At 43.1% G+C, this 21,666-nt stretch carries 26 protein-coding genes; 8 read left to right on the top strand and 18 right to left on the bottom strand.

Going from position 1 to position 21,666, the window contains the following annotated elements:
• From nuoK to FN732_RS00515, 13 genes are read right to left on the bottom strand one after another with little or no spacing between them, the layout of a single operon-like run.
• On the bottom strand, nt 1-300 hold the full coding sequence (gene nuoK, locus FN732_RS00575) for an NADH-quinone oxidoreductase subunit NuoK (protein ID WP_142933517.1): 300 nt from the start codon (nt 298-300) through the stop codon (nt 1-3).
• The gene (locus tag FN732_RS00570; protein ID WP_142933515.1) at nt 300-779 is read right to left on the bottom strand and encodes an NADH-quinone oxidoreductase subunit J family protein; all 480 of its coding nucleotides are present in this window, start codon (nt 777-779) and stop codon (nt 300-302) included. The genes nuoK and FN732_RS00570 overlap by 1 nt, the downstream gene beginning before the upstream one ends.
• The gene (gene nuoI / locus FN732_RS00565) at nt 776-1,231 is read right to left on the bottom strand and encodes an NADH-quinone oxidoreductase subunit NuoI (protein ID WP_142933513.1); all 456 of its coding nucleotides are present in this window, start codon (nt 1,229-1,231) and stop codon (nt 776-778) included. Before nuoI ends, FN732_RS00570 begins: the two co-directional genes overlap by 4 nt.
• A gap of 3 nt (nt 1,232-1,234) precedes the next feature.
• Nucleotides 1,235-2,194 carry an NADH-quinone oxidoreductase subunit NuoH gene (gene nuoH, locus FN732_RS00560; protein WP_142933510.1) on the bottom strand — a complete coding sequence of 320 codons (960 nt, stop codon included), beginning with the start codon at nt 2,192-2,194 and terminating at the stop codon, nt 1,235-1,237.
• Entirely contained in the window at nt 2,191-2,664 is a 474-nt protein-coding gene (locus tag FN732_RS00555) for a Crp/Fnr family transcriptional regulator (protein WP_142933508.1), read from the bottom strand. Before FN732_RS00555 ends, nuoH begins: the two co-directional genes overlap by 4 nt.
• Nucleotides 2,664-4,844, bottom strand: a complete 2,181-nt coding sequence (locus FN732_RS00550) for a 2Fe-2S iron-sulfur cluster-binding protein (protein ID WP_142933505.1) — start codon at nt 4,842-4,844, stop codon at nt 2,664-2,666. Before FN732_RS00550 ends, FN732_RS00555 begins: the two co-directional genes overlap by 1 nt.
• Nucleotides 4,845-6,110, bottom strand: a complete 1,266-nt coding sequence (gene nuoF, locus FN732_RS00545; RefSeq protein WP_142933503.1) for an NADH-quinone oxidoreductase subunit NuoF — start codon at nt 6,108-6,110, stop codon at nt 4,845-4,847. It lies immediately after the preceding gene.
• Nucleotides 6,091-6,591 carry an NADH-quinone oxidoreductase subunit NuoE family protein gene (locus FN732_RS00540; protein WP_142933501.1) on the bottom strand — a complete coding sequence of 167 codons (501 nt, stop codon included), beginning with the start codon at nt 6,589-6,591 and terminating at the stop codon, nt 6,091-6,093. Before FN732_RS00540 ends, nuoF begins: the two co-directional genes overlap by 20 nt.
• Nucleotides 6,588-7,769, bottom strand: coding sequence for an NADH dehydrogenase (quinone) subunit D (gene nuoD / locus FN732_RS00535; protein ID WP_185954186.1), 1,182 nt, complete (start codon nt 7,767-7,769; stop codon nt 6,588-6,590). The genes FN732_RS00540 and nuoD overlap by 4 nt, the downstream gene beginning before the upstream one ends.
• A 3-nt stretch (nt 7,770-7,772) precedes the next feature.
• A complete protein-coding gene (locus FN732_RS00530; RefSeq protein WP_142933496.1) occupies nt 7,773-8,258 on the bottom strand; it encodes an NADH-quinone oxidoreductase subunit C in 486 nt (161 codons plus the stop codon).
• Complete coding sequence (locus FN732_RS00525) at nt 8,255-8,728, bottom strand: NADH-quinone oxidoreductase subunit B (protein ID WP_142933493.1); 474 nt, start codon at nt 8,726-8,728, stop codon at nt 8,255-8,257. Before FN732_RS00525 ends, FN732_RS00530 begins: the two co-directional genes overlap by 4 nt.
• Nucleotides 8,719-9,084, bottom strand: coding sequence for an NADH-quinone oxidoreductase subunit A (locus tag FN732_RS00520; protein WP_185954185.1), 366 nt, complete (start codon nt 9,082-9,084; stop codon nt 8,719-8,721). The genes FN732_RS00525 and FN732_RS00520 overlap by 10 nt, the downstream gene beginning before the upstream one ends.
• A 49-nt stretch (nt 9,085-9,133) precedes the next feature.
• Entirely contained in the window at nt 9,134-9,715 is a 582-nt protein-coding gene (locus FN732_RS00515; protein WP_142933487.1) for a Fe-S-containing hydro-lyase, read from the bottom strand.
• Nucleotides 9,716-9,791: 76 nt separating this feature from the next.
• Here FN732_RS00515 and FN732_RS00510 point away from each other — a divergent pair, with 76 nt between their 5' ends.
• Entirely contained in the window at nt 9,792-10,562 is a 771-nt protein-coding gene (locus tag FN732_RS00510) for a glucosaminidase domain-containing protein (protein ID WP_246051243.1), read from the top strand.
• Nucleotides 10,468-11,553: a polysaccharide deacetylase family protein gene (locus tag FN732_RS00505; RefSeq protein ID WP_142933485.1), complete on the top strand. Its 1,086-nt coding sequence runs from the start codon at nt 10,468-10,470 to the stop codon at nt 11,551-11,553. The genes FN732_RS00510 and FN732_RS00505 overlap by 95 nt, the downstream gene beginning before the upstream one ends.
• Here the strand turns inward: FN732_RS00505 and FN732_RS00500 are convergent.
• Entirely contained in the window at nt 11,531-12,145 is a 615-nt protein-coding gene (locus FN732_RS00500) for a peroxiredoxin (protein ID WP_142933483.1), read from the bottom strand. The genes FN732_RS00505 and FN732_RS00500 overlap by 23 nt on opposite strands.
• A gap of 87 nt (nt 12,146-12,232) precedes the next feature.
• On the opposite strand from FN732_RS00500, the gene FN732_RS00495 reads away from it, so the two are divergent.
• Nucleotides 12,233-13,102 carry an RluA family pseudouridine synthase gene (locus tag FN732_RS00495; RefSeq protein ID WP_142933481.1) on the top strand — a complete coding sequence of 290 codons (870 nt, stop codon included), beginning with the start codon at nt 12,233-12,235 and terminating at the stop codon, nt 13,100-13,102.
• On the opposite strand, the gene rpoD is transcribed toward FN732_RS00495, so the two are convergent.
• From rpoD to FN732_RS00475, 4 genes are read right to left on the bottom strand one after another with little or no spacing between them, the layout of a single operon-like run.
• Complete coding sequence (rpoD, locus tag FN732_RS00490; protein ID WP_142933479.1) at nt 13,068-14,759, bottom strand: RNA polymerase sigma factor RpoD; 1,692 nt, start codon at nt 14,757-14,759, stop codon at nt 13,068-13,070. The two genes, FN732_RS00495 and rpoD, sit on opposite strands and share 35 nt — an antisense overlap.
• A gap of 11 nt (nt 14,760-14,770) precedes the next feature.
• A complete protein-coding gene (gene dnaG, locus FN732_RS00485; protein ID WP_142933476.1) occupies nt 14,771-16,393 on the bottom strand; it encodes a DNA primase in 1,623 nt (540 codons plus the stop codon).
• Nucleotides 16,394-16,449: 56 nt separating this feature from the next.
• Nucleotides 16,450-16,902 (bottom strand): signal peptidase II, encoded by a 453-nt coding sequence (gene lspA / locus FN732_RS00480; protein ID WP_142933473.1) that lies wholly within the window; start codon nt 16,900-16,902, stop codon nt 16,450-16,452.
• A gap of 3 nt (nt 16,903-16,905) precedes the next feature.
• Nucleotides 16,906-17,481: a JDVT-CTERM system glutamic-type intramembrane protease gene (locus FN732_RS00475; RefSeq protein ID WP_142933470.1), complete on the bottom strand. Its 576-nt coding sequence runs from the start codon at nt 17,479-17,481 to the stop codon at nt 16,906-16,908.
• A gap of 52 nt (nt 17,482-17,533) precedes the next feature.
• Here FN732_RS00475 and purS point away from each other — a divergent pair, with 52 nt between their 5' ends.
• From purS to murB, 5 genes are read left to right on the top strand one after another with little or no spacing between them, the layout of a single operon-like run.
• Nucleotides 17,534-17,791, top strand: a complete 258-nt coding sequence (gene purS / locus FN732_RS00470; protein WP_142933467.1) for a phosphoribosylformylglycinamidine synthase subunit PurS — start codon at nt 17,534-17,536, stop codon at nt 17,789-17,791.
• Nucleotides 17,791-18,486, top strand: a complete 696-nt coding sequence (gene purQ / locus FN732_RS00465; protein ID WP_142933464.1) for a phosphoribosylformylglycinamidine synthase subunit PurQ — start codon at nt 17,791-17,793, stop codon at nt 18,484-18,486. The genes purS and purQ overlap by 1 nt, the downstream gene beginning before the upstream one ends.
• 1 nt (nt 18,487) lies before the next feature.
• A complete protein-coding gene (gene kdsB / locus FN732_RS00460) occupies nt 18,488-19,213 on the top strand; it encodes a 3-deoxy-manno-octulosonate cytidylyltransferase (RefSeq protein ID WP_142933460.1) in 726 nt (241 codons plus the stop codon).
• Nucleotides 19,214-20,833 (top strand): CTP synthase, encoded by a 1,620-nt coding sequence (locus FN732_RS00455; RefSeq protein ID WP_142933458.1) that lies wholly within the window; start codon nt 19,214-19,216, stop codon nt 20,831-20,833.
• Complete coding sequence (gene murB, locus FN732_RS00450; protein ID WP_142933455.1) at nt 20,823-21,653, top strand: UDP-N-acetylmuramate dehydrogenase; 831 nt, start codon at nt 20,823-20,825, stop codon at nt 21,651-21,653. The genes FN732_RS00455 and murB overlap by 11 nt, the downstream gene beginning before the upstream one ends.
• Nucleotides 21,654-21,666 lie beyond the last annotated feature (13 nt).

Raw genomic sequence — 21,666 nt, 5'->3', positions numbered from 1 at the left:
CTACCACCTCAAAATGGAGAAATCTTCTGTATTTATGCTCCTTCTGTACCTGTAAATTGCAACGACTATGGCAAGTCCAACAGCCGCTTCAGCTGCTGCAACTGCAAGTACAAAGAAAACAAAAACCTCTCCAAATAGGTTTCCATGAGCTTTAGAAAATCCGACCAAGAGAACGTTTGCACTGTTTAAAAGGAGCTCCAGGGAGAAAAAGAGAGAGATTACGTTCCTCCGAATGACCATCCCAAAGATTCCGACTGCAAAGAGAAGGCCACTTAAAATAAAAAGGTGAGTTGCACCCATTACTCCCTCCTTCCTATTGCTACAGCTCCAACAGTTGCAACTAAAAGTAGAACAGAAACAACCTCGAATGGCAGGAGGAATTTGAAAAAGAGGGGATGTGCCAATTCATGAGCTCCCGATATCTTTTCCTTAATTTCAATTGATGGAAATTTCGTGGAAGATAAGAGTACGACGAAGAGAATTATTAAAGAAATAAATCCTCCAACGGACAGATAAAAGGGCTTAAAAACCTCTCTTTTAAAGCTCTTAATATCCATAGTCATTAGGGCAAAGAGGTAGAGAACAACGATTGCACCACCGTAAACTATTACCTGAACAATGCCGATAAATTCGGCTCCGAGTGTAAAGTAGACTGCCCCAAGGGAGACAAATGAGGCAAGTAGGGAGACTCCACCCCTCACAATATTTCTATTTGTAACTGAAATTAAGGCAAAAAAAACAGACAGAATTCCAAACAAGTAGAAGAACAGTTCCCTCATCTCCTCTTCCTCTCCCACTCCTGGTAGTATCGTCCAAGCTCCAAAAGGTCATCCTTGTGGAGGATTAACTTGTCTTTAGTGTACTTTGAGAACTCGTAGATGTCCGTCATTACAATTGCATCCCTCGGACAGGCTTCAACACACAGGCCGCAGAAGAGACACCTCGTTAGGTCTACGGTGAAATCAACCAACTCCTTCCTTCCATCCTTCCCCTCTGTCATCTCCATATCTATAACGTTACTTGGACACATCTCTGCGCACAGGAAACAGGCCTCACACCTGTAGGAACCGTCCGGGTTCAGTTTTAAAGCATGAATTCCCCGAAACCTCTTCCTCGGCTCTACCTTCTCAAAGGGATAGTGAACAGTAACGACAGGTTTGAACATCGTTTTAAGGGTTATCGACATCCCCTTTAGCAGGTCGGGAAACGTTACCTTTTTCAAAATACCCATCAATTACCCCACAATAAGAGCTTCTACAGCTGCAACAAAGAGATTTATTATTGAAACCGGAAGCAGAACCTTCCACATAATCGAGAGCATCTGGTCAAACCTGTACCTTGGAAATGTTGCCCTGAGCCAGAACGTTAGGAAGATGAAAAATCCCGCCTTCAAGAGGTGGTAAACTACACCAAGAAGAGGGTACTTATCCGCAAGGGGACCACTCCAACCGCCGAAGAATAGGAGTGTAACAACCAAGGAGAGAACGATTATGTTTATGTACTCACCGAAGAAAAAGGCTGCAAACCTCATTCCTGAGTACTCTGTGTGGAAACCACCTACAAGTTCACTCTCCCCCTCTGGCAGGTCAAACGGTGGTCTTCCAATCTCTGCAACCATTGTAAAGAGAAAAATAAGAAAGGCAATGGGCTGGTACAGAATTCCCCAGCCGTGCTTCAACTGCCAGTTGACAATCTCTTTAAAGTCAAATGAGCCAAATAGAATAACCACAGCCATAAGGGCAAATCCCAACGGAAGTTCATAGCCCAAAACCTGGGCAGCAGCTCTCATTCCAGCTAAGAAGGAGTATTTGTCGTTTGAGGAGTAACCTGCAAGAATCAGTGCGTATATTGAAACGGCACTCATCGCCACTACAAAGAGGAGGGATGACTTCATCGGGACGGCCTGAATAAAACCTATTGGAACGACAGAGGCAGCAAGTAGAGCTGCAAAAATGCTGAACGAGGGAGCAAACATAAAGAGAAACCTATCAGTTCCCCTTGGAATAATGTCCTCCTTGAATATCAGTTTTATGGCATCGGCAAGAGGTTGAAGTAAACCGTGAAATCCAACTACCATAGGCCCAGGTCTTTGCTGCATGTGCCCTAAAACCTTTCTCTCAAGGTAAGTAATCGGAGGAACGGCTACTAACATGAGAACAACAACGAATGTTAAACTAAGGAAGTTCTCAATCACTTTTTAGGTCCTCCCCAGATGAAGCAGGTTGTATCTACGAACTTCTTGTTCATCTCCTTTAGCCTTTCAGATATAACCTTTGCAAGTTCCTCCAGGAGTTTAATGGCAAGCTGAGGGTCCTCCTTCTTCAACTTTTCGTAACCCTCCCTTGTCAAAATCAGGACGTGGGTCTCCTTGGGAGTCACTGCCCTTGATGAGTGAAAGTGGTTACTGAAGAACGAGAGTTCCCCCAGAGGAGTTCCCTCCTGACTTACTGCAACCTTCACGGGATTTCCAAAGGCATCAGGCCTGAATAGGTCAACCCTCCCCTTTACTATGAAAAATATCCTGTCCCCGGGGTCTCCCTCTTCAAATAGAACCTCTCCCTTAGAAAAAACTTTATAGTCTAAATACTCCGATATTTCCCTTAACTCCTTTTCAGTAAAGTTCCTGAAAAGAGGAAAGTTCCTTATCAGCTCAACCTTTACCATTATGCCTCCTTTAAGCTACATTTAATTCCACTTAGGAAGGGAAACTCAGGAACAATTTGAGAAACATCCCTCGTTAACCTTTCAACCCTTAAGACGGCATGTCCTTCCGGTATTCCTTCATCTACCTTCGTTGGAACTATTACCTCTCCAGCCTCCGTTTTCAAAAGTGCCATTCCCTCACCAGAAAAGTCCTTAGGATTTAACAGCAAAACTCTCTCACCTAAAACCCTTGAAACGTTGCTTGAGTAGTAGCTAACAGAGTTCCAGCCCGTTCTGTTTATCAAAACTGTCAGGAGAATTTCCTCCCTCTTAATCCTTGAAACACCGGGTTCCTTCTTAACCTCTACCCTTTTCTCCTTTACTTCCACTGTACCGGATGGAAGGGAGGAAAGAACGTCTAAGAGTTTATAGTTGTACTCAAGGGCTGTGTTTAATTTCAACGTTCCGCTAATCCCCTTTAGAGTTCCCTCCTTCTCTATCCACGTTTCTATCGGAATAACGAGGTCTGCATAGGAGAGGTCGTGGGTATAGAAGGAAGTAAAGACAACTGTAAACTTGCTCTCGTCAATTTTTACTCCGGGAAAGTCCCTCTCAATCTCAGCGTTGAATATAACGTTAACCTCTCCGTCTAACTCTTTAGGATGTTTGAGTTCAAAGAGTTCTGCTACTTTCAGTGAATTTGCCTTTGGAGGAACTGCAATTATGGAGCTCCTTGAGAACCTATCCGAAAGGTAGGCAACAGTTTTTCCCAAATCCTTAGAATCTGGAGAGAAGAAAACTGTTCCTCCAACAACGATTGTAACGCTCTTACCCCTCAGAGCCTTTATAAATGAATCTACCTCCTTAACGTTTGAGGAGTAGTTCGTGTCAATCGTTCCAACTATTAGGTGTTTTAACGTATCTATTAACTCCCACTGGGGAACGGTTAACGATGAGAACGAAACGGAGTCCAATTTTGATGGAAACGTTCCAACCCTAAAGAGCCTCTTTCCCTTCTGAATTACCGCAAGCCTTAAGAGTGTTGAGACTACGGGATTTATCTCCTCTAAAAAGTCACCTATGTAGAGGATTACATCGGTTTCGTAGATTGATGAAATAGGGTCCGTTTTAAACTCCCCAGTTACCTCTGCTATTCCACTTAAAAATTGGTAGTAACCGTAAGCATCAGACGCAACGTTCTCCGTTCCAAAAACGGATGCAATTTTCTCCAACTCCTCGTTTGTTAAAGAACTCTCAATAAAGAGATTTGCCCTTTTCCCTAAAACGTTCTCCTTCAGAACCTCCAATGCCTCATCGATTGCTATTTTTTTGAGTTCTCCATTTTCCCTTAAAAGAGGAGAATTCAACCTCTTATCAGAGTAAATAACATCCCAGCCCCACTTTCCACGAACGCAGAGGTATCCCCTGTTGTGTCCATCGTTAATTCCTATTCTTCCAACAGCCCTCTTTACCTTTCCGTGGTACGTATCTATCTCAACCTTGCACCCACTACCGCAGAACGAACACGTTGTCCAGGTCTTCTCCATTCTCCACGGGCGGTCCTTGTACTTAAAGGCCCTGTCGAGAAGTGAACCAACGGGACAGACGTCAACACAGCTTCCACAGTGTTCACATCCACTTTCAACAAAATCCCCATTAAAGGGAGATATGTATGCTTTGTAACCTCTATTAAGGATTCCTAAAACCCTGTTCCCCATGTTCTCGCCACACATTCTTATGCAGCGGCGGCAGAGGATACACCTGTCGTTGTCTATCTCAATCAGAGGACCCTTTATAACTATGTCCTTTTCCCTTCGAGGCTCCTTGTACCTTGACTTCTTGGGACCAAACCTAAAGCCGGTCATCTGGAGTTCACACTCTCCAGACTTATCACAGATTGGACACTCTAACGTGTGGTTGTTGAGAATGAGCTCAATGACACCTGCCCTTGCCTTTCTAACCCTCTCTGTGTTTGTCCTCACAACCATGTCAGGCATTGCTTTCAGTGTGCACGCAGTAACCAAGCGGGGAGCTCCCTCAACCTCAACGAGACAGACTCTACACGCTCCTTCGGGACGGAGCTCCTTGTGATAGCAGAAAACAGGTATGGCTATCCCGTTCCTTTCAGCAACTTCTAAAACAGTTTCTCCCGGATAAGCCTCACACTCCTTTCCATCTATGATTATCTTAAAGCTCTCCATTCAGCTTCTCCTAAAGGGGCATCTTCCAAGTTTAATGTGCTTTAAAAATTCATCCTTAAACTTCCTGACAGAGGAAACAACAGGGTTGTGGGCTGCCATTCCAAGGCCGCAGAAGGAGTTCTCCATAACCGATGAAATGTCCAAGATGGTATCAAGGTCGTCCTCACTTCCCAAACCTTCCTCTATTCTACTTACAATTCTAACGAGCCAGTCTGTCCCCTCCCTGCAGGGAGTACACTTACCGCACGATTCGTGTCTGAAGAACTTTATGAGCCTTAAAGAAGCCCTTACTATACAGTCCGTTTCGTCTAAAACCATAACAGCACCGGAGCCGAGCATCGTACCAGCCTTAGCCAGTGAAGGAAAGTCCATAGGGACGTCTATCTCTTCGGAGGTTAAAACGGAGCTCGATGCACCTCCCGGAAAGACTGCCTTCAGTTTTCTGTCTCCTACTATTCCACCAGCGTGTTCGTATATTATCTCTGAAAGAGGAGTTCCCATTGGAAGCTCGTAAACTCCGGGCCTCTTAACCTTACCACTTACGGGATAAAGCTTGGGACCCGGACAGTCTGGAGAGCCAATGGATGCGTACCAATCTCCTCCCCTTTCAATTATGAGTGGAATGTTGGCAAGGGTCTCTACGTTGTTGACCACGGTAGGTTTCCAAAGGTACCCTGCATTAACCGGAAAGGGGGGTTTTATCCTCGGCTCTCCTCTCCTTCCCTCAAGGGAGTTAATGAGAGCCGTTTCCTCACCGCAAATGTAAGCTCCAGCTCCACTGTGGATGTAAAGGTCAAATGAGAACTCCGTTCCTAATATATTCTCGCCTAAAAAGCCCTTATCGTAAGCCTCTCCAATTGCCCTTTCGAGAATTTTCCTCCCTACTGGATACTCTCCTCTCAAGTAGATGTAACCGTAGCGGCACCCCGTTGCATAGGCACCTATGAGCATTCCCTCTATGAGGGCATGGGGGTCCTTCTCAATGATAAGTCTGTCCTTAAATGTACACGGCTCTCCCTCATCAGCGTTACAGACGAAGAACTTCGGTTCCTTAATATCTGCAGCTGCAAACTCCCACTTCATCCCGGTGGGGAAACCTGCTCCCCCTCTTCCTCTCAAACCGCTCCTCTTAACTTCCTCAATAACATCCCCAGGTGACATTTCCCTTAGAGCCTTTCGCAAGGACAGATATCCGCCGTTGGAAAGATAGGTCTCTATCGAATTGGAATTTTCCCTGTCTATATTCCTAAGGAGAAGTCTTTCCATTCTCTCCCTTCCAGCCGTATTTTTTCAAAATTTCTGGTAAGTCTGACGGTTTAACCTTTAGGTATCTATCCTCGTTTACCGTTACTGCAGGAGCTCCATCACAAAGCCCCATACACTCGTACTCCTCAACAGTAAAGAGGCCGTCTGGAGTAGTTTCTCCAGGTTTTACCTTTAAAAGGTTACAAATCTCCTTGAGTATCTCTTCCCCTCCGTTCAACATACAGGAAAGGTTCGTGCAAACTCTAATTACGTACTTACCTTTTGGCTTTGTGTGGTACATGGCGTAAAAGGTAGCAGCTTCCTCAACCTCAACCAAAGGTACTGAGAGCTCCTCGGATATAACCCTCATTATCTCCTTTGTAATTGCTGGAAAGTTCTTTTCAGCAATCCAGAGTGAGGGTAGCATGTAGGACTTATTTGAGGGATAGATTCCCTTCTCCTTTAAACTCCTAATTTCCCTTCTAAACTCTTCAATTGTCATCTGTCAACTTCTCCCATAAGAGGGTCAAGGCTTCCTATTATCGATATAACATCTGCAACGTAGTGGTTTTTAAGGAGCTGTGGAAGAATTGCTATGTTTATCAGTGAAGGTGGCCTGATTCTCAACCTGTAAGGTTTGTTTGTTCCATCGCTAACTATGTAGTAACCAAGCTCCCCTCTTGGACCCTCAACCGCTGCATAAACCTCACCTTTAGGGGGAGTAATTCCGTGAATCACAAGCTCAAACTGTTGAATCAGCCCTACCATTGTGTTGTAGACCTCCTCCTTTGGAGGAAGAATGATAGTCGTATCCTCTATCTGAACAGGACCTTCCGGCATCATCTCTAAACACTGTCTTATGATTTTTACAGATTCCCTCATTTCCTCCATTCTTACCCTGTAACGGGCGTAAACGTCCCCTTGAGTGTAAACGGGAACCTTAAAATTAATCCTATCGTAAACGCAGTAAGGGTAGTACTTCCTCACATCGTAATCACAGCCGGTAGCCCTCAACGTTGGACCTGTAATTCCCCAGTTAACAGCAGTTTCCCTGTCTATTACTCCGACTCCCTTGGTTCTTGAGAGCCATACTCTGTTTTCAGTCAGCAAATCCTCGTACTCATCAATCTTTTTAGGAAAGAGCTCCAAGAATTCCTCAAGCTCCTCGAGAAACTTTGGAGTCGTATCTGCAGCAACGCCACCTATTCTCATGTATCCCGTATGAAGTCTTCCTCCCGCAATCTCCTCAAACAGGTCTAAAACCTTCTCCCTTTCCCTAAAGGCATAGAGGAAAATGCTCATTGCTCCGAGCTCTAATGCATGGGTTCCAAGCCATATGAGGTGGGAGGATATACGTGTAAGCTCGGCCATTATTACCCTTAAAAACTGGGCTCTCTCTGGAATTTTGTCCTCAATACCCAAAAGCTTCTCAACTGCAAGTACAAAGCCCAACTCGTTTGTATTCGCCGATACGTAATCCACCCTATCAAAGACGGGAAGTATCTGCATGTACTTCCTCGTCTCTGCAAGCTTCTCGACACCCCTGTGAACGTAACCGATAATCGCATCGGAGTTGACTATCCTTTCACCCTTTAATTCCACTACCAGTCTTAGAACGCCATGGGTTGAGGGGTGTTGAGGACCCATATTTAAAATCAAATCTGCCCTTTCTCTCTCCATCAACTACTCCCAATCCCAAACTTCACAGGGTTCTTCGTAACCCTCCAACGGAAAGTCCTTCCTGAGGGGATAGTACGGATACTTCTGTGGAAGGAGGAGTTTTCTCAACTCTCTTCCGGAAAACTTTACACCAAACATTTCGTAGACTTCCCTCTCGGTCCACTCCGCAGTCTTCCAGATATCGACAACAGAGGGGACTTCATCGTCCTTAGCCCAGCACTTTACCCTCAGGTTGTGCTTTAGGGGAATTGACCTTAGCTGGTAGACAACCTGAAAACGGGGGTTGTTTTCAGGATAATCGACAGCTGTAACGTCAACCAACATGTCCATTTTGAATTTTTCACTGTGTTTTAAAAAGGACATGAACTTCTTCAATACTTCCTTTGAAACTGTTACAGTTACCTCTCCCCTAAAGGTCGTTACTTCCTCTATCCCATCCTTAAATTCACTCTTTAATTCTGAAATAAGTTCCTCATCTATGTACTTCATTTTTCCTCACCAACTATTATTGGCCTGTCTCTCCTTATCTTCTCCTGAAGTAGGATTAGAGCCTCGTAGAAGGCCTCCGGCTTTGGAGCACATCCTGGAACGTAAACGTCAACGGGAATGATACAGTCAAGTCCCCTTAGAGTCGAGTACGTTTGGAATATGTTTCCGCTTATAGCACAGCTTCCTATTGCAATGGACCACTTAGGGTCTGGCATCTGGTCCCAGAGCCTCTTTATTATTGGAGCCATCTTTCGGCTTATCGTTCCACACATTATTAAAAGGTCGCACTGCCTCGGAGTATTCCTGAATATGACACCAAACCTATCGAAGTCGTACCTTGAAGCTGCTGCAGCCATCATCTCTATTCCGCAGCAGGCAGTAGCAAAGGCGAGGGGCCAGAGAGCTCCTTTTCTTCCCCAGTTTATTAAGTCCTGAAGTTTTGTCAGGAATATGCCGTTCTTTAGTCCCATCTTAGAGCTCCCTTTGCTATAGCGTAAAAAAATCCTACAAGGAGTATTCCAACAAATACAAAGGCTTCAACAACCCCAAAGACTCCAAGTTCCCTAAATGAAACTGCCCAAGGGAATAGAAAGATGGTTTCCAAGTCAAACAGGAGAAATACCAGAGCTAAAATGTAGAAGAAGGCGAAGTAGTGGCCTGTCAGAGGCTTTATCCTTGGAATTCCACACTCGTAGGGTTCAAACTTGTCTGGATTGTTTTTATCAATTTTTAAAAATCTGTTAGTTATTAAACTGACGTTTGGTACTAAAAGAGCAATAGAAAGTGCCACAATAAAGAAGACGAAGAGAACCAAATAAGTTTCCAATGGGCTCTCCCTTACTGTTAGTGTTTTGTAACGGAATTTTAACAGAAATTTAACAAACTATGAGCTCAGGGTCCTCAGTTTCAGAGTACTTACACCTACCCATTTTGTAGAGGTCGTTTCCATATATATCGTTAACAACGAACGCTGGAAAGTCAACAACGACTAAACGCCTAACTGCCTCAGGTCCGAGGTCTTCGTAGGCGATAACCTCTGCAGACTTTACACACCTTGCTAAGTACGCAGCAGCTCCTCCTACTGCTCCAAAGTAAACACCCTTAAACTTCTTTATTGCCTCAATAACCTCCTTACTCCTTGAGCCCTTTCCAATCATACCCTTTAGTCCTACTTCCAAAAGTCTTGGAGCATAAGGGTCCATTCTATAGCTCGTGGTTGGTCCTACAGAACCTATGGGTCTTCCAGGCTTTGCAGGGGCAGGACCCGCATAGTAAATGATTTGGCCCTTAAGGTCGAAGGGTGGTTCCTCTCCTCTATCTAAAGCCTCAACTATCCTTTTGTGAGCAGCGTCCCTTGCTGTATAGATAACACCGGAAATAAGAACCAAATCTCCGGCCTTCAGTTTTTCAAGGACGGAATCATCGGTTATGGGAGCCGTAAGTTTGATTGCAGACATGCAAAACCTCCTTTCCTTTTTTCCTGACAAGTATATCAAAGCATCTAAATTTCCCGTAGGAAATTTGGAGGTGAAGGTGAAAAAGGTTTGGCTGTTTATTTTCTTAGGATTTGTTCTTGGAGTTTTAGCAAATTCGCTGTTTCAAATAGAGAAGGGAGCTGACGGATATCAAGTATTACACGAGAAAAAGGTGATTCTAAAGCCCATTGAGATTCCAAGTCACGTTAGTTTAAAGGGTTTACCTATTAGCGAGAGAAAAAAGGAGTTTGTAAGAATTCTCTTACCCTTGATTAAGATGGCAAACAGGGAAGTTTTAAACGAGAGAGAGTTCATAATTAAAGTTGCAAAGAAGGCTAAATTGTCAGATTTAGAAAGGGAAAGGTTGTCCTTTCTCATGAAGAAGTACAGAGCGGAAAACATAGATGAGCTTTTAAGGAGGGTAAATACAGTTCCACCAAGCTTGATACTTGCACAGGGAGCTATAGAGAGCGGATGGGGAACCTCAAGGTTCTTTACGGAGGCAAACAATATCTTCGGTGTTTACTCTTTTAAAGGGGCAAGGTGTATAAAGGCTAAGGATTCAAATGCCTGTTTAAAGGTTTACGATAATTTACTTGATTCCATTAGGGACTACATCTACAATCTCAACGTTAGTTGGGCTTACAGGAGGTTTAGGGAGCTCCGGGCAGAAGGAGCAGATATTCACACACTCGTGAAGAGTTTGGATCTCTACTCAACAAAGAGGGAGGAGTATGAAGAGCTTGTTTGGAAGATTATTGTTAAGAATAACCTTCAGCGTTTTGATAGCATTGAGCTTGCTTCAAGTAGCTTACAGCTTTCAGAATAACGGTTACGCAACCGTCTTTATATTCCACAGGTTTGGAGATAAAAGGTACCCATCAACGTCTGTAAGTTTGGAAGACTTTAAAAGGGAAATGGAATATTTAAAGAAAAATGGATATAGGGTTGTTAGTTTAAGGGAGCTCTACAGAGAAGTCCATTCGGGGAAGGGGATTCCTCCAAAAACGGTAGTTATAACGATTGACGATGGATACAAAACAACCTTAAAGGCCTTTAAAATCCTAAAGGATTTAGGCTTTCCCTTTACAGTTTTTCTGTATATGGAAGCAGTAGGAAGCTATCCCGACTTTTTGACGTTGAGTGATTTAAAGGAGATGGAGAAATCGGGACTTGTTGATTTTGAAAATCACCTCTACAGCCATCTAGATTTAGGGAAATTGAGGATTAAGCTTACAGAGGAGGAATTCTTAAAGGTTTTAAAAAAGGAAAAGAGTCTCTCCGAGAGGAAATTTTTCAGAATTTTTAAAAGAAAACCGGAATTTTTAGCATTTCCCTACGGAAACTACGATAAGTTAAGCGTTAAGTTTTTTGAAAGTGCCGGATATAAGCTCCTAATGACACAGGACAGAGGCGCCTACAACGGCAAGTCCTACTTGGTTCCCCGAATGGCAATTGTTGGAAGTCAATCGGGATTTAAAAACTTTTTGGAGGACTTAAAGATTGAACCTTTACCTGTTGTCAAACACTATCCAGATTACGGCCTTGTAGAGAGGAATTCCTTTAAACCAATTTTTTGGATAGAAGAGGCAGAAAACTACAAAAACTGCTGGATTTACGGGACGAAGAATGGATGGGTAAAGGCCGAAAAGAAAGGAAGTATGATTATCTCTAAGAGGAAAATTTACATTAAGAGATATGCAACAAGAATAGGAATAAGATGCTGGAACAGAAAAACGAATAGAAAAGCAGAATACTTCTTTTTGGTTTTAAAGGGGGACATAGCCCCCAAGGAAACTAAGACAGAATCTCATCAATAGTAATAACCTCACCAACCTTTCCAGTAATGTCTGGTCCCGGTTTGAGTGTCTTCTTACCAGGCCTCCAGTTGGCAGGACATGCCTCGTCTGGATGCTCATAAACGTACTTCCAGGCATCAAGCTGTCTCAGTAGTTCATTGACGTTCCTGCCGACAGGTGGATTGAGAACTTCCTCTGCAACAATAACTCCGTCAGGGTTAATTATGAACCTTCCCCTCCTTGCAATTCCGGCTTCCTCAATGTAAACGCCGTATTTCCTTGAAACTTCCCCCGTTGGGTCAGAACCCAAGAGGTACTTAACACCCTTCATTAAAGGTTCTGTTTCACAGAAAATTTGGTGGCTGAACACGGTGTCTGTTGAAATTGCCAAAACCTCAGCTCCTCTCTTTTTAATTTCGTCGTACTTAGCTGCGACCGCAGCCAACTCAGTTGGTCAGACGTAGGTAAAGTCTGCTGGGTAAAAACAGAGTACTAAGAACTTACCTTCAGTGTTCGGTACATAGTCCGAAAGTTTTACGTTAACGTACTTTTTGTTTACAGGGTCGTAAGCCTGAACCTCAAATTCAGGTGCTTTCTGACCTACAAGTGCCATATTTTCCCCCCTTAAATTTGGTTTTACTTTTAGTATATTTATGCAAATAATTTTCAATTAGGACTATTTATCTAATAGGAGTATTCTATGGAAGCTTTCAGAGTAAAGGTGAAAGAAGAGGGAAAGCTGATTGATGTGGTTTCCACAGTTACCGAGTCAAAAAGGAAGGCTAAGAAGCTCATAGATGAAGGACTTGTTTGTATAGATGGAAGAAAGGAGCTCCTTTACAGAAGGAGGGTTAAAAAAGGCTCACTTGTTGAATTCTGCCTTAACTATCTAACTTTCTCCTCTGTAAAAATTGAAATTCTCCTTGAAAGAAACGGAATTCTTGTTATTAACAAACCTCCATTTGTAAACAGCAATGTTGATAAACCAAACCTTGAGGGGATTATCTCAAAGAGATTAAACAGAAGGATAAAGGTAGTTCACAGGTTGGACAAACAGACCTCTGGATTGATTTTGGCCACAGACAGTGAGGAGCTGTTTAAATGGTTCAAGGAGCAGTTTAGGAGGAAAGCCGTAAAGAAGGAGTACTTAGCCTTAGTTGTAGGGAACTCTAAGGATAGGTCGAAAATTTCAATTCCCCTTGACGGAAGGGAGGCGGTAACAGAGGTTACCGTTATTGAGAGATTAAGGGGTGGAGCTCTATGTAAAGTTTCAATCCCAACAGGGAGGAAACACCAGATAAGGAGACACCTATCAATGTCAGGATTTCCCGTCGCAGGTGAGTTTAGATACTGGAAAGCCTACAGACCTCCCTTTACATTTACTCCAAGAATACTCCTTCACAGCTTCAGAATAACATTTCCACTGCCTGATTCAAAGAAAACGGTAACGGTAGAGAGTAAGGTTCCTAGAGATTTTCTATGGTTTACTGAGGGACTCAAAAAGGGATTTAGAGTAAGAGAGGTAGAGTTCCCCCCTACCTCTCAAGGAATATGGAAAGGTCAATATTAAGACCGGAATTTCTCAGCTTCTTGATGGCCTTAGATTCAATCTGCCTTATTCTCTCCCTTGTTACCCTTAGCTCTTTTCCAACTTGTTCCAATGTATGTTCAGGGTACCCATCAAGACCGAATCTCAACTTTATAACAAGGGCCTCCCTTTCGTTTAGGAGTGATAGAAGTTCTGCCACCTTCTCCTTTAAGTCCTTCTTTATCACCTCGTTTTCGGGAATAGGACTCTTTGTATCCTCTATAAAATCTCTTAATCTACTGTCCTCATCGTCACCAATAGGGGTTTCCAGAGAAACGGGTTCCTGAGCAAGTTGAATGATTGAGCGAACCTTTGAAGGGGACATCTTTAATCTCTCTGCAATCTCCTCGGGCCTTGGCTCCCTTCCCATCTCTAAGAACATTTGCCTTGAGGTCTTTATTACCTTGTTTATCGTTTCAATCATATGGACTGGAATTCTTATCGTCCTTGCCTGGTCAGCAATAGCCCTTGTTATTGCCTGTCTAATCCACCAGGTCGCATAAGTACTGAACTTGTACCCCCTTCTATACTCAAACTTATCAACAGCCTTCATCAAGCCAATGTTTCCTTCCTGAATGAGGTCTAAGAAGTGTAGCCCCCTGTTTATGTACTTTTTAGCAATACTAACTACAAGCCTGAGGTTTGAACGAACCAACGTCTGTTTTGCATCCTGAGAATCCTTTTTGTAGAAGTAGATTTTCTCCGCAAGCCTGTAGAATGTATTTCGGGACATTCCTAAACTCTTAACAACACTTCTGTAAGTTTCCTTTGTATCTAAATACTTCTTTACAAGTTTTTTTATCTCCCTCGTGGTGTAGGGAGAGGCATCTATCTTCTCCCTTACATCATCATCGTCAAGCCTGCTACATATTTCTTCAATGGGAACTCCTAAAAATGAGAGTTTACCGCTGAGCTTCTGAATGTTCTTCTCACTCTTTTTCAAGATTTTGTACTTTCTGTAAATATCCTCTGCCAACCTTTCGTATATTGAGTAGGAAAGTGGAAATTCTCGAAGGAGATTGTTAATTCTTGCCCACGTCTTTAGGAATTTAAGTTTAACTTCCCTATTCCTTTTATTTCTACTGTACTGTTTCTGGAGCCTTTCAAATTCGGGAAGTAGGGATTTAATCTCCTCTGTTATTGCAAAGAACTTCTTTCTCCTCTGGCTCTCCCCTCCCTCTGCAAATTCATCGGGAGACCTCATTATGTCCCTTACCTTTACTTCACCGCTCTTTATCTTCTCCTCTACGTCGAGGATGTAGTCAAGGACTGCCCTTGTCTTTAAAAGGTACCTCACAAGTGCTTTTCTACCCAACTCCACTCTCTTGGCAAGGGATATCTCCTCGTGGCGTTTTAAGAGGGAGATATCGCTCATCTCCCTCAAGTAGAGTCTAATAGGGTCATCGGACCTTGTTACAGTATCTGGAGCGATTGTTATTTGAAGTTTTGAAAGGTCAAAGTGTTCCTCTCCCTCTTTTGGTATAATATGAATATCGTACTCGTCAAGCTGAGTTATTAGCTCTTCTACCAGTTCTGGTGTGAGCACCTCCTCGTCAAGGTGCTCCATCAGCTCGTCAAAAGTGATGTATCCTTTGTCCCTTCCTAAGGCTATAATTTCCTCAAAGCTCATTCTTTCCAAAGCTACCTCCTCTAAGTGGTTTGGAGTTGCGTTATAACCTCGAAATTTCCCTTTTTTAACTCTAAAATTGCCCTCTTCAGCCTTCTCTTCTCAACAAAATCCCTTATCCTCTTTAATCTCCTCTCAAATTCCTTCTCAAGAACCTTCCTTATTCCCTCCTTTAAATCCCCTTCTGTAAACTCCGAAAGCAGTATTTCGGATATGAAAGGAGAGAGCTCCGGATACTCCGACTGAAGTACCGTCGGATTTCTTTCGTCCAATTGGGAAACTATCGAGTAGAGCTTAGAAACCTTTGAGGAGACAAAAATGTTTGGAGAGACCTCCACGGGAATTTCCCAGCCCTCAAAGAGAGCCCTCAAGAATGCCCTCTCACTGTGGGGAATTGGTTCCTTTTCCTCATTATCAGGGATACTTTTCCTTGGAATTTGAACCTTTAGCCACGCCTCATCCACTCCAAACTCGGCAGATAGAACAGAAAAGTACTCCTTAAATAGAAAGGGATTTATCGTTTTAAGCTCAGAAATTGATAGAACAACCTGTTTGAGAAGCTCAACCTGGTTATCCGATGTTTTTACAGTACCAACTGCCCAGTCTATGAAGGTCTTGGGACTTGATAAAAGCTCCAATACCTTTTCAGGTTGTTTCCTTGCCATTGAATCCGGGTCCTCTCCCTTTGGAAGTTGAACGACCCTTGGTTCACACCCAAACTTGAAAAAGAGTCCTGCAGACCTAATAGCTGCCTTCGTTCCGGCGGAGTCACCATCGAATATGAGAATTGGGGATTGGGAGTACCTCTTTAAAAAGGAGGCATGTTTCTCTGTCAGGGAGGTTCCCATAGGAGCAACAACGTTTTTTACCCCTATCTTGTGAAGGGAAATTACATCGAAGTAACCTTCAACTATGACAACTTCCCTCTTTTTAACAATCTCCTCTTTTGACTGGTAGAAGCCGTAGAGAATGGAGCTCTTTTTAAAAATTTCCGTTTCTGGAGTATTTATGTACTTGGGTGATTGGTTATCAGACAGAGCTCTCCCGGCAAAACCTACAACGTTTCCTGAGTGACTGAATATAGGAATCATTAGTCTGTTTCTGAAAAACTCCCCTCCTCTGCTGTTAACAAGGCCCAACTTTTGGGCTTCCTCCTTGGGTATTTTCAGTTCTCCAACGTATCCAGAGGGAGCGTAACCTAAGAGGAATTCGTTCGCCGTCTCCTCATCAATTCCCCTTGAAAAGAGGTACTCCTTTACGGCGGTTAGCTTCTTATTAAAAAATTTAGCCGCTTTTAAACCAGACTCCTCAATGCCCTTCGATAGCTCGCCTCTTTTAAAGAACTCCTTCGGGAGCTCTACCCTTGCAATTTCAGATACCCTCTTAACGGCCTCCCAGAACGAAAGGTTCTCATACTTTTGGACGAAGGTTATTGCGTTTCCTCCAACTCCACAACCAAAACACTTAAAAATCTGTTTTTCCTGACTTACTACGAAGGAGGGTGTTTTTTCCGAGTGAAAAGGACAGAGAGCTACAAAGTTCCTTCCGGACCTTTTGAGGGTAATGTAGTGGGATACTATATCAACTATGTCTATCTGCGACAAGAGCTCATGAATCAACGAATGGGAGACGTTAGAGCTCCCCAATTATATCACCTCGTTCTTTATATGCTTTAGTAAAATTATTCGGCGAAATTTCAAAGTCAACTTTTCCTCCAGGACAGGATTAGGGCAACAGTCCCTAAAAACACGGCAACATCTGCAACGTTAAAGGTAGGGTAGTGGTAGTTTCCAATGTAAAAGTCCAAAAAGTCTAAAACTTTTCCGCTGAACACTCTGTCGTAGAGGTTTCCAAGAGCTCCCCCAAAGATAAGTCCTAAGGAAATAGAAATCCTTGGTGAAAGTCTGTTCTTTAAAACGTAGTAGAGTATGTAAATGCATATAAGTAAAGGTACAACTATTAAGAAGAACTTCCTTACAGGTTCGCTTCCCGTTGAGAAGATGCTGAATGCAGCTCCTCTGTTTTCTGCCAACCTTAACGAAAAGAATCCAGGAATGACTTCAACGGGATGGTTCAGTTCCTTAAGAGCAAGGAATTTTGTAACTCTGTCGAGGAAAAAAATTATTAGGGATGTCAGGAGGAAGATTGTTCTCATCCTTTAAAACCTCGCAAACTGGTATACAACGTCTGAAAAACAGTGGAAAACTATAGGAGCTACAATAGAACCGCTCCTTTCGTAGAGAAATCCCATAACTAATGAGGGGAAAAAAACCTTAAACATCGATGGGTTGTAGTAGATAAGAGCGTGGGCAATGCCAAACAGTATACTTGAAACTAAGTTGTTCTTCGTTAGTAGTGAACCCACAAGGTTTTCATTTTCGAACGTGGAGTAGAAGAATCCCCTGAAGAAAACCTCCTCTCCTAAAGCTATTCCAAAGTAGTAGGGAATTAGGGAAATGAAACTACTGAGGGCTATGGAATTCCTTTCTGGAACAAATAAGTAGTAAATGGGAAGAATTATTAGTGAAATGGCCGTTCCCCAAATTAATCCCTTTTTAATGTTCTGGAATCCTAATTCCTCGGCAGATTTTTTGTAGATGAGAACGGGTATTCCTACCAAAAGGAGGGATGTAACAGCAGGAGAGTACTGAGGGAAAAACCTTACAGAAATAGCTGTTATGAGGATTACAGCAAAATAACTCTTGAAAAAGGAACAGCTCCTGCAGTTAAGCATTTCTCTCCTATTGTCTATAATTCAAGTGAAAAAATATGCCAGGAGAGGAAAAATGGCGATTTATTTGGTGAAGTTATTCATCAGCTATAGACAGGGAGTTCTTGACCCTCAAGGTGTTGCAGTGGAAAAGGCTGCCCATCAGTTGGGTTTTGAAAGGGTAAGAAACGTTAGAGTAGGAAAGTTTATAACAATGGAAATAGAAGCAAGTAACGAGGATGAGGTAAAGAGGGAAATTGAGGAGATGGCGAAGAAGTTCCTCGTAAATCCCGTTATTGAAGAGTATTCCTACGAAATCGAAGAGGTGAAGTAATGAGAGTTGGAATACCAGTTTTTCCAGGAAGTAACTGTGATAGGGACGTTGGATGGGTCGTTGAAAGTGTTTTAGGACATGAGGCTGTTTACCTTTGGCATTCGGAGAGGGACTTGAAAAACGTTGACTGCATCATTATTCCGGGGGGATTTTCCTACGGAGACTATTTAAGAGCCGGAGCTATGGCAAAAATTTCCCCTATTACTGAAGCCATTTGTGAGTTTGCAGAAAAGGGTGGACTTGTAATGGGAATCTGTAACGGATTTCAGATTCTCCTTGAAGCAGGGCTCCTTCCTGGTGCAATGCTTCCAAACAAAACACTCTCCTTTATCTGTAAGTTTGTCCATCTAAGACTTGAGAACAATGAGATACCGTTTACACGTCTTTATAAAAAGGGAGAAGTCCTGAAAATACCTATAGCCCACGCTGAGGGGAACTACACGTGTCCTGAGGAAACGTTAAAGGAGATTGAAGAAAACGGTCAGGTTGTAGTGAGGTACTGCTCACCAGAGGGGGTCGTTTCGGAGGATTACAATCCAAACGGTTCTCTAAACAACATTGCAGGTATATGCAACAAAAGGGGAAACGTCTTTGGACTGATGCCCCATCCGGAAAGGGCTTCTGAAGCCATTCTGGGCTCTGAGGATGGACTTAGGATGTTTAAATCAATAGTTGAAAGCATTACAAAGGTTTAAAATGGAAGACTTGTTGGTTGTAATTCCGGCAAGGATAGGCTCACAGAGGCTCCCTGAAAAGCCCCTCAGGGAAATTTGTGGAAAGCCCTTAATATGCTGGGTGGTTGAAGCGGTTAAGAGGGTAACTTCAAATATTTTAGTTGCTACCGACAGCGAAAGAGTCTTGAACGCAGTTTTAAAGCTTGGAGTTAGGGGAAAGTTAACCCCTTCGGAGCTCCCAAGCGGGACGGACAGGGTCTACTACGCTACCAAAGATGAGAGCTTTCCATTTATCGTCAACGTTCAGGGAGATGAGCCATTTGTAGATAGGGAGCACATAGAGGCTGTTTACAGAGCTCTAAAGTCTGGAGCTCTTTTCTCAACTGTTGCAACCCCCTTTAAGAGTATTGGGGATGTAAAGGACCCTTCTATGGTTAAAGTTGTTTTGGATAAAAAGGGGAAGGCTCTCTACTTTTCAAGAAGCCCTATCCCTTATGTTAGAGATGGGGAAGTTAAACCTAAAAACTATTTAAAGCACATTGGAATTTATGGTTACAGAAAAGAAGCCCTTGAAAGGTTTGTTAACTGGGAAAGGGGAAAACTTGAGGAGTTGGAAAAACTTGAACAGCTCAGGATTCTTGAAAACGGAGAGAAGATTTACGTTTCGATAGTTGAAAAGGACTCCTTTGGGGTTGACACCGAGGAGGACCTAAAAAGAGCAGAAAAAATCCTTTGTGGAGAGGTGTAGATGTCCTCAAAATTAATTTTCGTAACTGGTGGAGTTTTATCCTCAATTGGAAAGGGAATAACGGCAGCCTCAATAGGGACACTCTTAGAGAGTAGGGGATTGAAGGTAACTATTCAGAAGTTGGACCCCTACTTAAACGTCGACGCGGGAACGATGAACCCTTACCAGCATGGGGAGGTCTACGTTACAGAGGATGGAGCAGAGACCGATTTGGACTTGGGACACTACGAGAGGTTTACAAATGCAACAATGAGGAGAATAAACAACGTAACTTCCGGTCAGATTTATCAGGAGATTATCCAAAAAGAGAGGAAGGGAGAGTTTTTAGGGGGCACCGTTCAGGTAATTCCCCACGTAACAAATTTAATTAAGGAAAAGATAAAAAAGCTGATGTCAACAGACGTTGATGTTGTAATAGTTGAGGTTGGAGGAACTGTAGGGGACATAGAGGGACTCCCCTTTTTAGAGGCAATAAGGCAGTTAGGAACGGAGGTGGGAAAGAGTAACGCTATATACGTCCATGTTACGTACGTCCCTTACGTGAGGGCAGCCGGAGAGTTAAAGACGAAACCTACCCAGCACTCGGTTAAGGAGCTCCGGGCAATAGGTATTCAGCCAGACATTATCGTCTGTCGTGCTGAAAGGAGTATTCCACACAGTGTTAAGAAAAAGATTGCCCTCTTTACCAACTTAAAGGAAAACGAAATTGTTACGGCAAAGGACTTACAGACGATATACGAGGTTCCCTTGGTTCTTCAAAAGGAGGGAATTGATGAACTCATAGTTGAAAAACTTCAGATTCCTACCTATGAAAAGTCCGACCTTTCCGACTGGAAGGAGGTTGTTGACAGGATAAAGAAACCCAAGGAGGGTAATGTAAGAGTAGCACTTGTAGGTAAGTACATTGAGCTTCCCGATGCCTACAAGAGCATAGTAGAGTCCTTCGTACATTCAGGGGCAGCAAACAATGTGAAGGTTGAAATTAAGTGGGCAAGTGCTGAAGAGCTTGACGAAAACTCCCCTGAGGAGTTCCTCTCGGACGTTCACGGGATCTTGGTTCCAGGGGGATTTGGAGAGAGGGGAGTTGAGGGAAAAATTAAGGCTGTTAAGTACGCAAGGGAAAATAAAATTCCATTCTTTGGAATTTGCCTTGGAATGCAGTGTGCCGTAATTGAATTTGCAAGGAACGTTGCGGGGTTAGAGGGAGCCCACAGTGCAGAGTTCAGCTCAACAACGCCCTATCCGGTTATAGACCTGATGGAGGAGCAGAAGGGCGTTGAGGAGAAGGGCGGAACTATGAGACTCGGAGCATATCCTTGTATTCTTAAGGAAGGAACATTCAGCTTTTCGGCCTACGGAGTAAAGGAAATTTCTGAGAGACACAGACACAGGTACGAGTTTAACAATAAGTTCAGGGATGTTTTGGAAAAGGCTGGACTCGTTATAGCTGGAACCTCTCCCGACGGAAAGTTGGTAGAAATTGTTGAGATAAAAGAACATCCCTGGTTTGTTGCTGTCCAGTTTCATCCAGAGTTTAAATCAAGACCGAGAACCCCCCATCCCCTCTTTCTAAACTTTATTAAAGCAGCAAAGGAACTTAGAAACAGAGTTGAAAGCTGAAGTAAGAAATCCTATCGAGCTGACAACGATTGGAGTAGGAGCTCCAAGAAAGGTTTACGTACCTGAAAATCTCTCGGAGCTCCGCTCCCTCTTAAAAGAAGGTTTGAGGGTAGTTGGAGGTGGGTCAAATGCCGTTCTCTCCGATGAAGGACCTCCTCTCATTTCCTTAGAAAAGTTTAGGGATGTTACGTTAAGTGGGGACCTTCTGAGGTTAGGGGCAGGTGTTACGCTTTCCTGTGTTTTAAGACTCCAAAGAAAAAATAAGTTTTCACTATTCGAGTTTCTTTCTGGAGTTCCAAGGGCAACCGTAGGGGGACTGGTAGCTCAGAATGCTGGAGCATTCGGAAGAGAGATTAAGGATTTTCTCTATTCTGTAGAGTATTTAGATATCGAATCGGGTGAGGTTTTAAGATTAAACAGAGAGGAAATACTGAATAGCTTTAAATATAGGAGTTCCCCATTTCCAGAGAGAGGAGTTGTAGTTTCTGCAACTTTTAAGGTAGTTCCAGATGATAGTATAAGTGAAAAGATAAAAAGGATAGTGAACTTAAGACTAAAAAAACATCCACCGTTCTACCTGAAAACTGCAGGTTCAACGTTTAAAAATCCAAGTGGACTTTCTGCCGGAAAGCTCTTGGATGAGTGCGGTTTTAGAGGTTTTAAGCTAAAAAATCTCAAGTTTTCAGAGGTCCATGCCAACTTTTTGATAAATGAGGGGGGAGCTCCATTTTCAGAGTTCCTTGAAATTGTTGAAACTGCAAGGGAGAAGGTAAAAGGCCAAAAGGGAGTAGATTTGGAATTGGAGGTAAGAGTAGTGTAAAGGGAAAGGGGAA

It is taken from the genome of Balnearium lithotrophicum (genome assembly GCF_900182585.1).
Classification (GTDB): Bacteria; Aquificota; Aquificia; order Desulfurobacteriales; family Desulfurobacteriaceae; genus Balnearium; species Balnearium lithotrophicum.
This window is presented reverse-complemented; position numbering and strand designations above follow the sequence as displayed.

Bases quoted from the DNA above. Each gene is read 5' to 3' on its own strand.
- nuoK (WP_142933517.1), bottom strand. From the start codon at position 300: ATGGGTGCAACTCACCTTTTTATTTTAAGTGGCCTTCTCTTTGCAGTC.
- FN732_RS00570 (WP_142933515.1), bottom strand. From the start codon at position 779: ATGAGGGAACTGTTCTTCTACTTGTTTGGAATTCTGTCTGTTTTTTTT.
- nuoI (WP_142933513.1), bottom strand. From the start codon at position 1,231: ATGGGTATTTTGAAAAAGGTAACGTTTCCCGACCTGCTAAAGGGGATG.
- FN732_RS00555 (WP_142933508.1), bottom strand. From the start codon at position 2,664: ATGGTAAAGGTTGAGCTGATAAGGAACTTTCCTCTTTTCAGGAACTTT.
- FN732_RS00550 (WP_142933505.1), bottom strand. From the start codon at position 4,844: ATGGAGAGCTTTAAGATAATCATAGATGGAAAGGAGTGTGAGGCTTAT.
- nuoF (WP_142933503.1), bottom strand. From the start codon at position 6,110: ATGGAAAGACTTCTCCTTAGGAATATAGACAGGGAAAATTCCAATTCG.
- FN732_RS00540 (WP_142933501.1), bottom strand. From the start codon at position 6,591: ATGACAATTGAAGAGTTTAGAAGGGAAATTAGGAGTTTAAAGGAGAAG.
- nuoD (WP_185954186.1), bottom strand. From the start codon at position 7,769: ATGGAGAGAGAAAGGGCAGATTTGATTTTAAATATGGGTCCTCAACAC.
- FN732_RS00530 (WP_142933496.1), bottom strand. From the start codon at position 8,258: ATGAAGTACATAGATGAGGAACTTATTTCAGAATTAAAGAGTGAATTT.
- FN732_RS00525 (WP_142933493.1), bottom strand. From the start codon at position 8,728: ATGGGACTAAAGAACGGCATATTCCTGACAAAACTTCAGGACTTAATA.
- FN732_RS00515 (WP_142933487.1), bottom strand. From the start codon at position 9,715: ATGTCTGCAATCAAACTTACGGCTCCCATAACCGATGATTCCGTCCTT.
- FN732_RS00505 (WP_142933485.1), top strand. From the start codon at position 10,468: ATGAAGAGCTTGTTTGGAAGATTATTGTTAAGAATAACCTTCAGCGTT.
- FN732_RS00495 (WP_142933481.1), top strand. From the start codon at position 12,233: ATGGAAGCTTTCAGAGTAAAGGTGAAAGAAGAGGGAAAGCTGATTGAT.
- lspA (WP_142933473.1), bottom strand. From the start codon at position 16,902: ATGAGAACAATCTTCCTCCTGACATCCCTAATAATTTTTTTCCTCGAC.
- FN732_RS00475 (WP_142933470.1), bottom strand. From the start codon at position 17,481: ATGCTTAACTGCAGGAGCTGTTCCTTTTTCAAGAGTTATTTTGCTGTA.
- purS (WP_142933467.1), top strand. From the start codon at position 17,534: ATGGCGATTTATTTGGTGAAGTTATTCATCAGCTATAGACAGGGAGTT.
- purQ (WP_142933464.1), top strand. From the start codon at position 17,791: ATGAGAGTTGGAATACCAGTTTTTCCAGGAAGTAACTGTGATAGGGAC.
- kdsB (WP_142933460.1), top strand. From the start codon at position 18,488: ATGGAAGACTTGTTGGTTGTAATTCCGGCAAGGATAGGCTCACAGAGG.
- FN732_RS00455 (WP_142933458.1), top strand. From the start codon at position 19,214: ATGTCCTCAAAATTAATTTTCGTAACTGGTGGAGTTTTATCCTCAATT.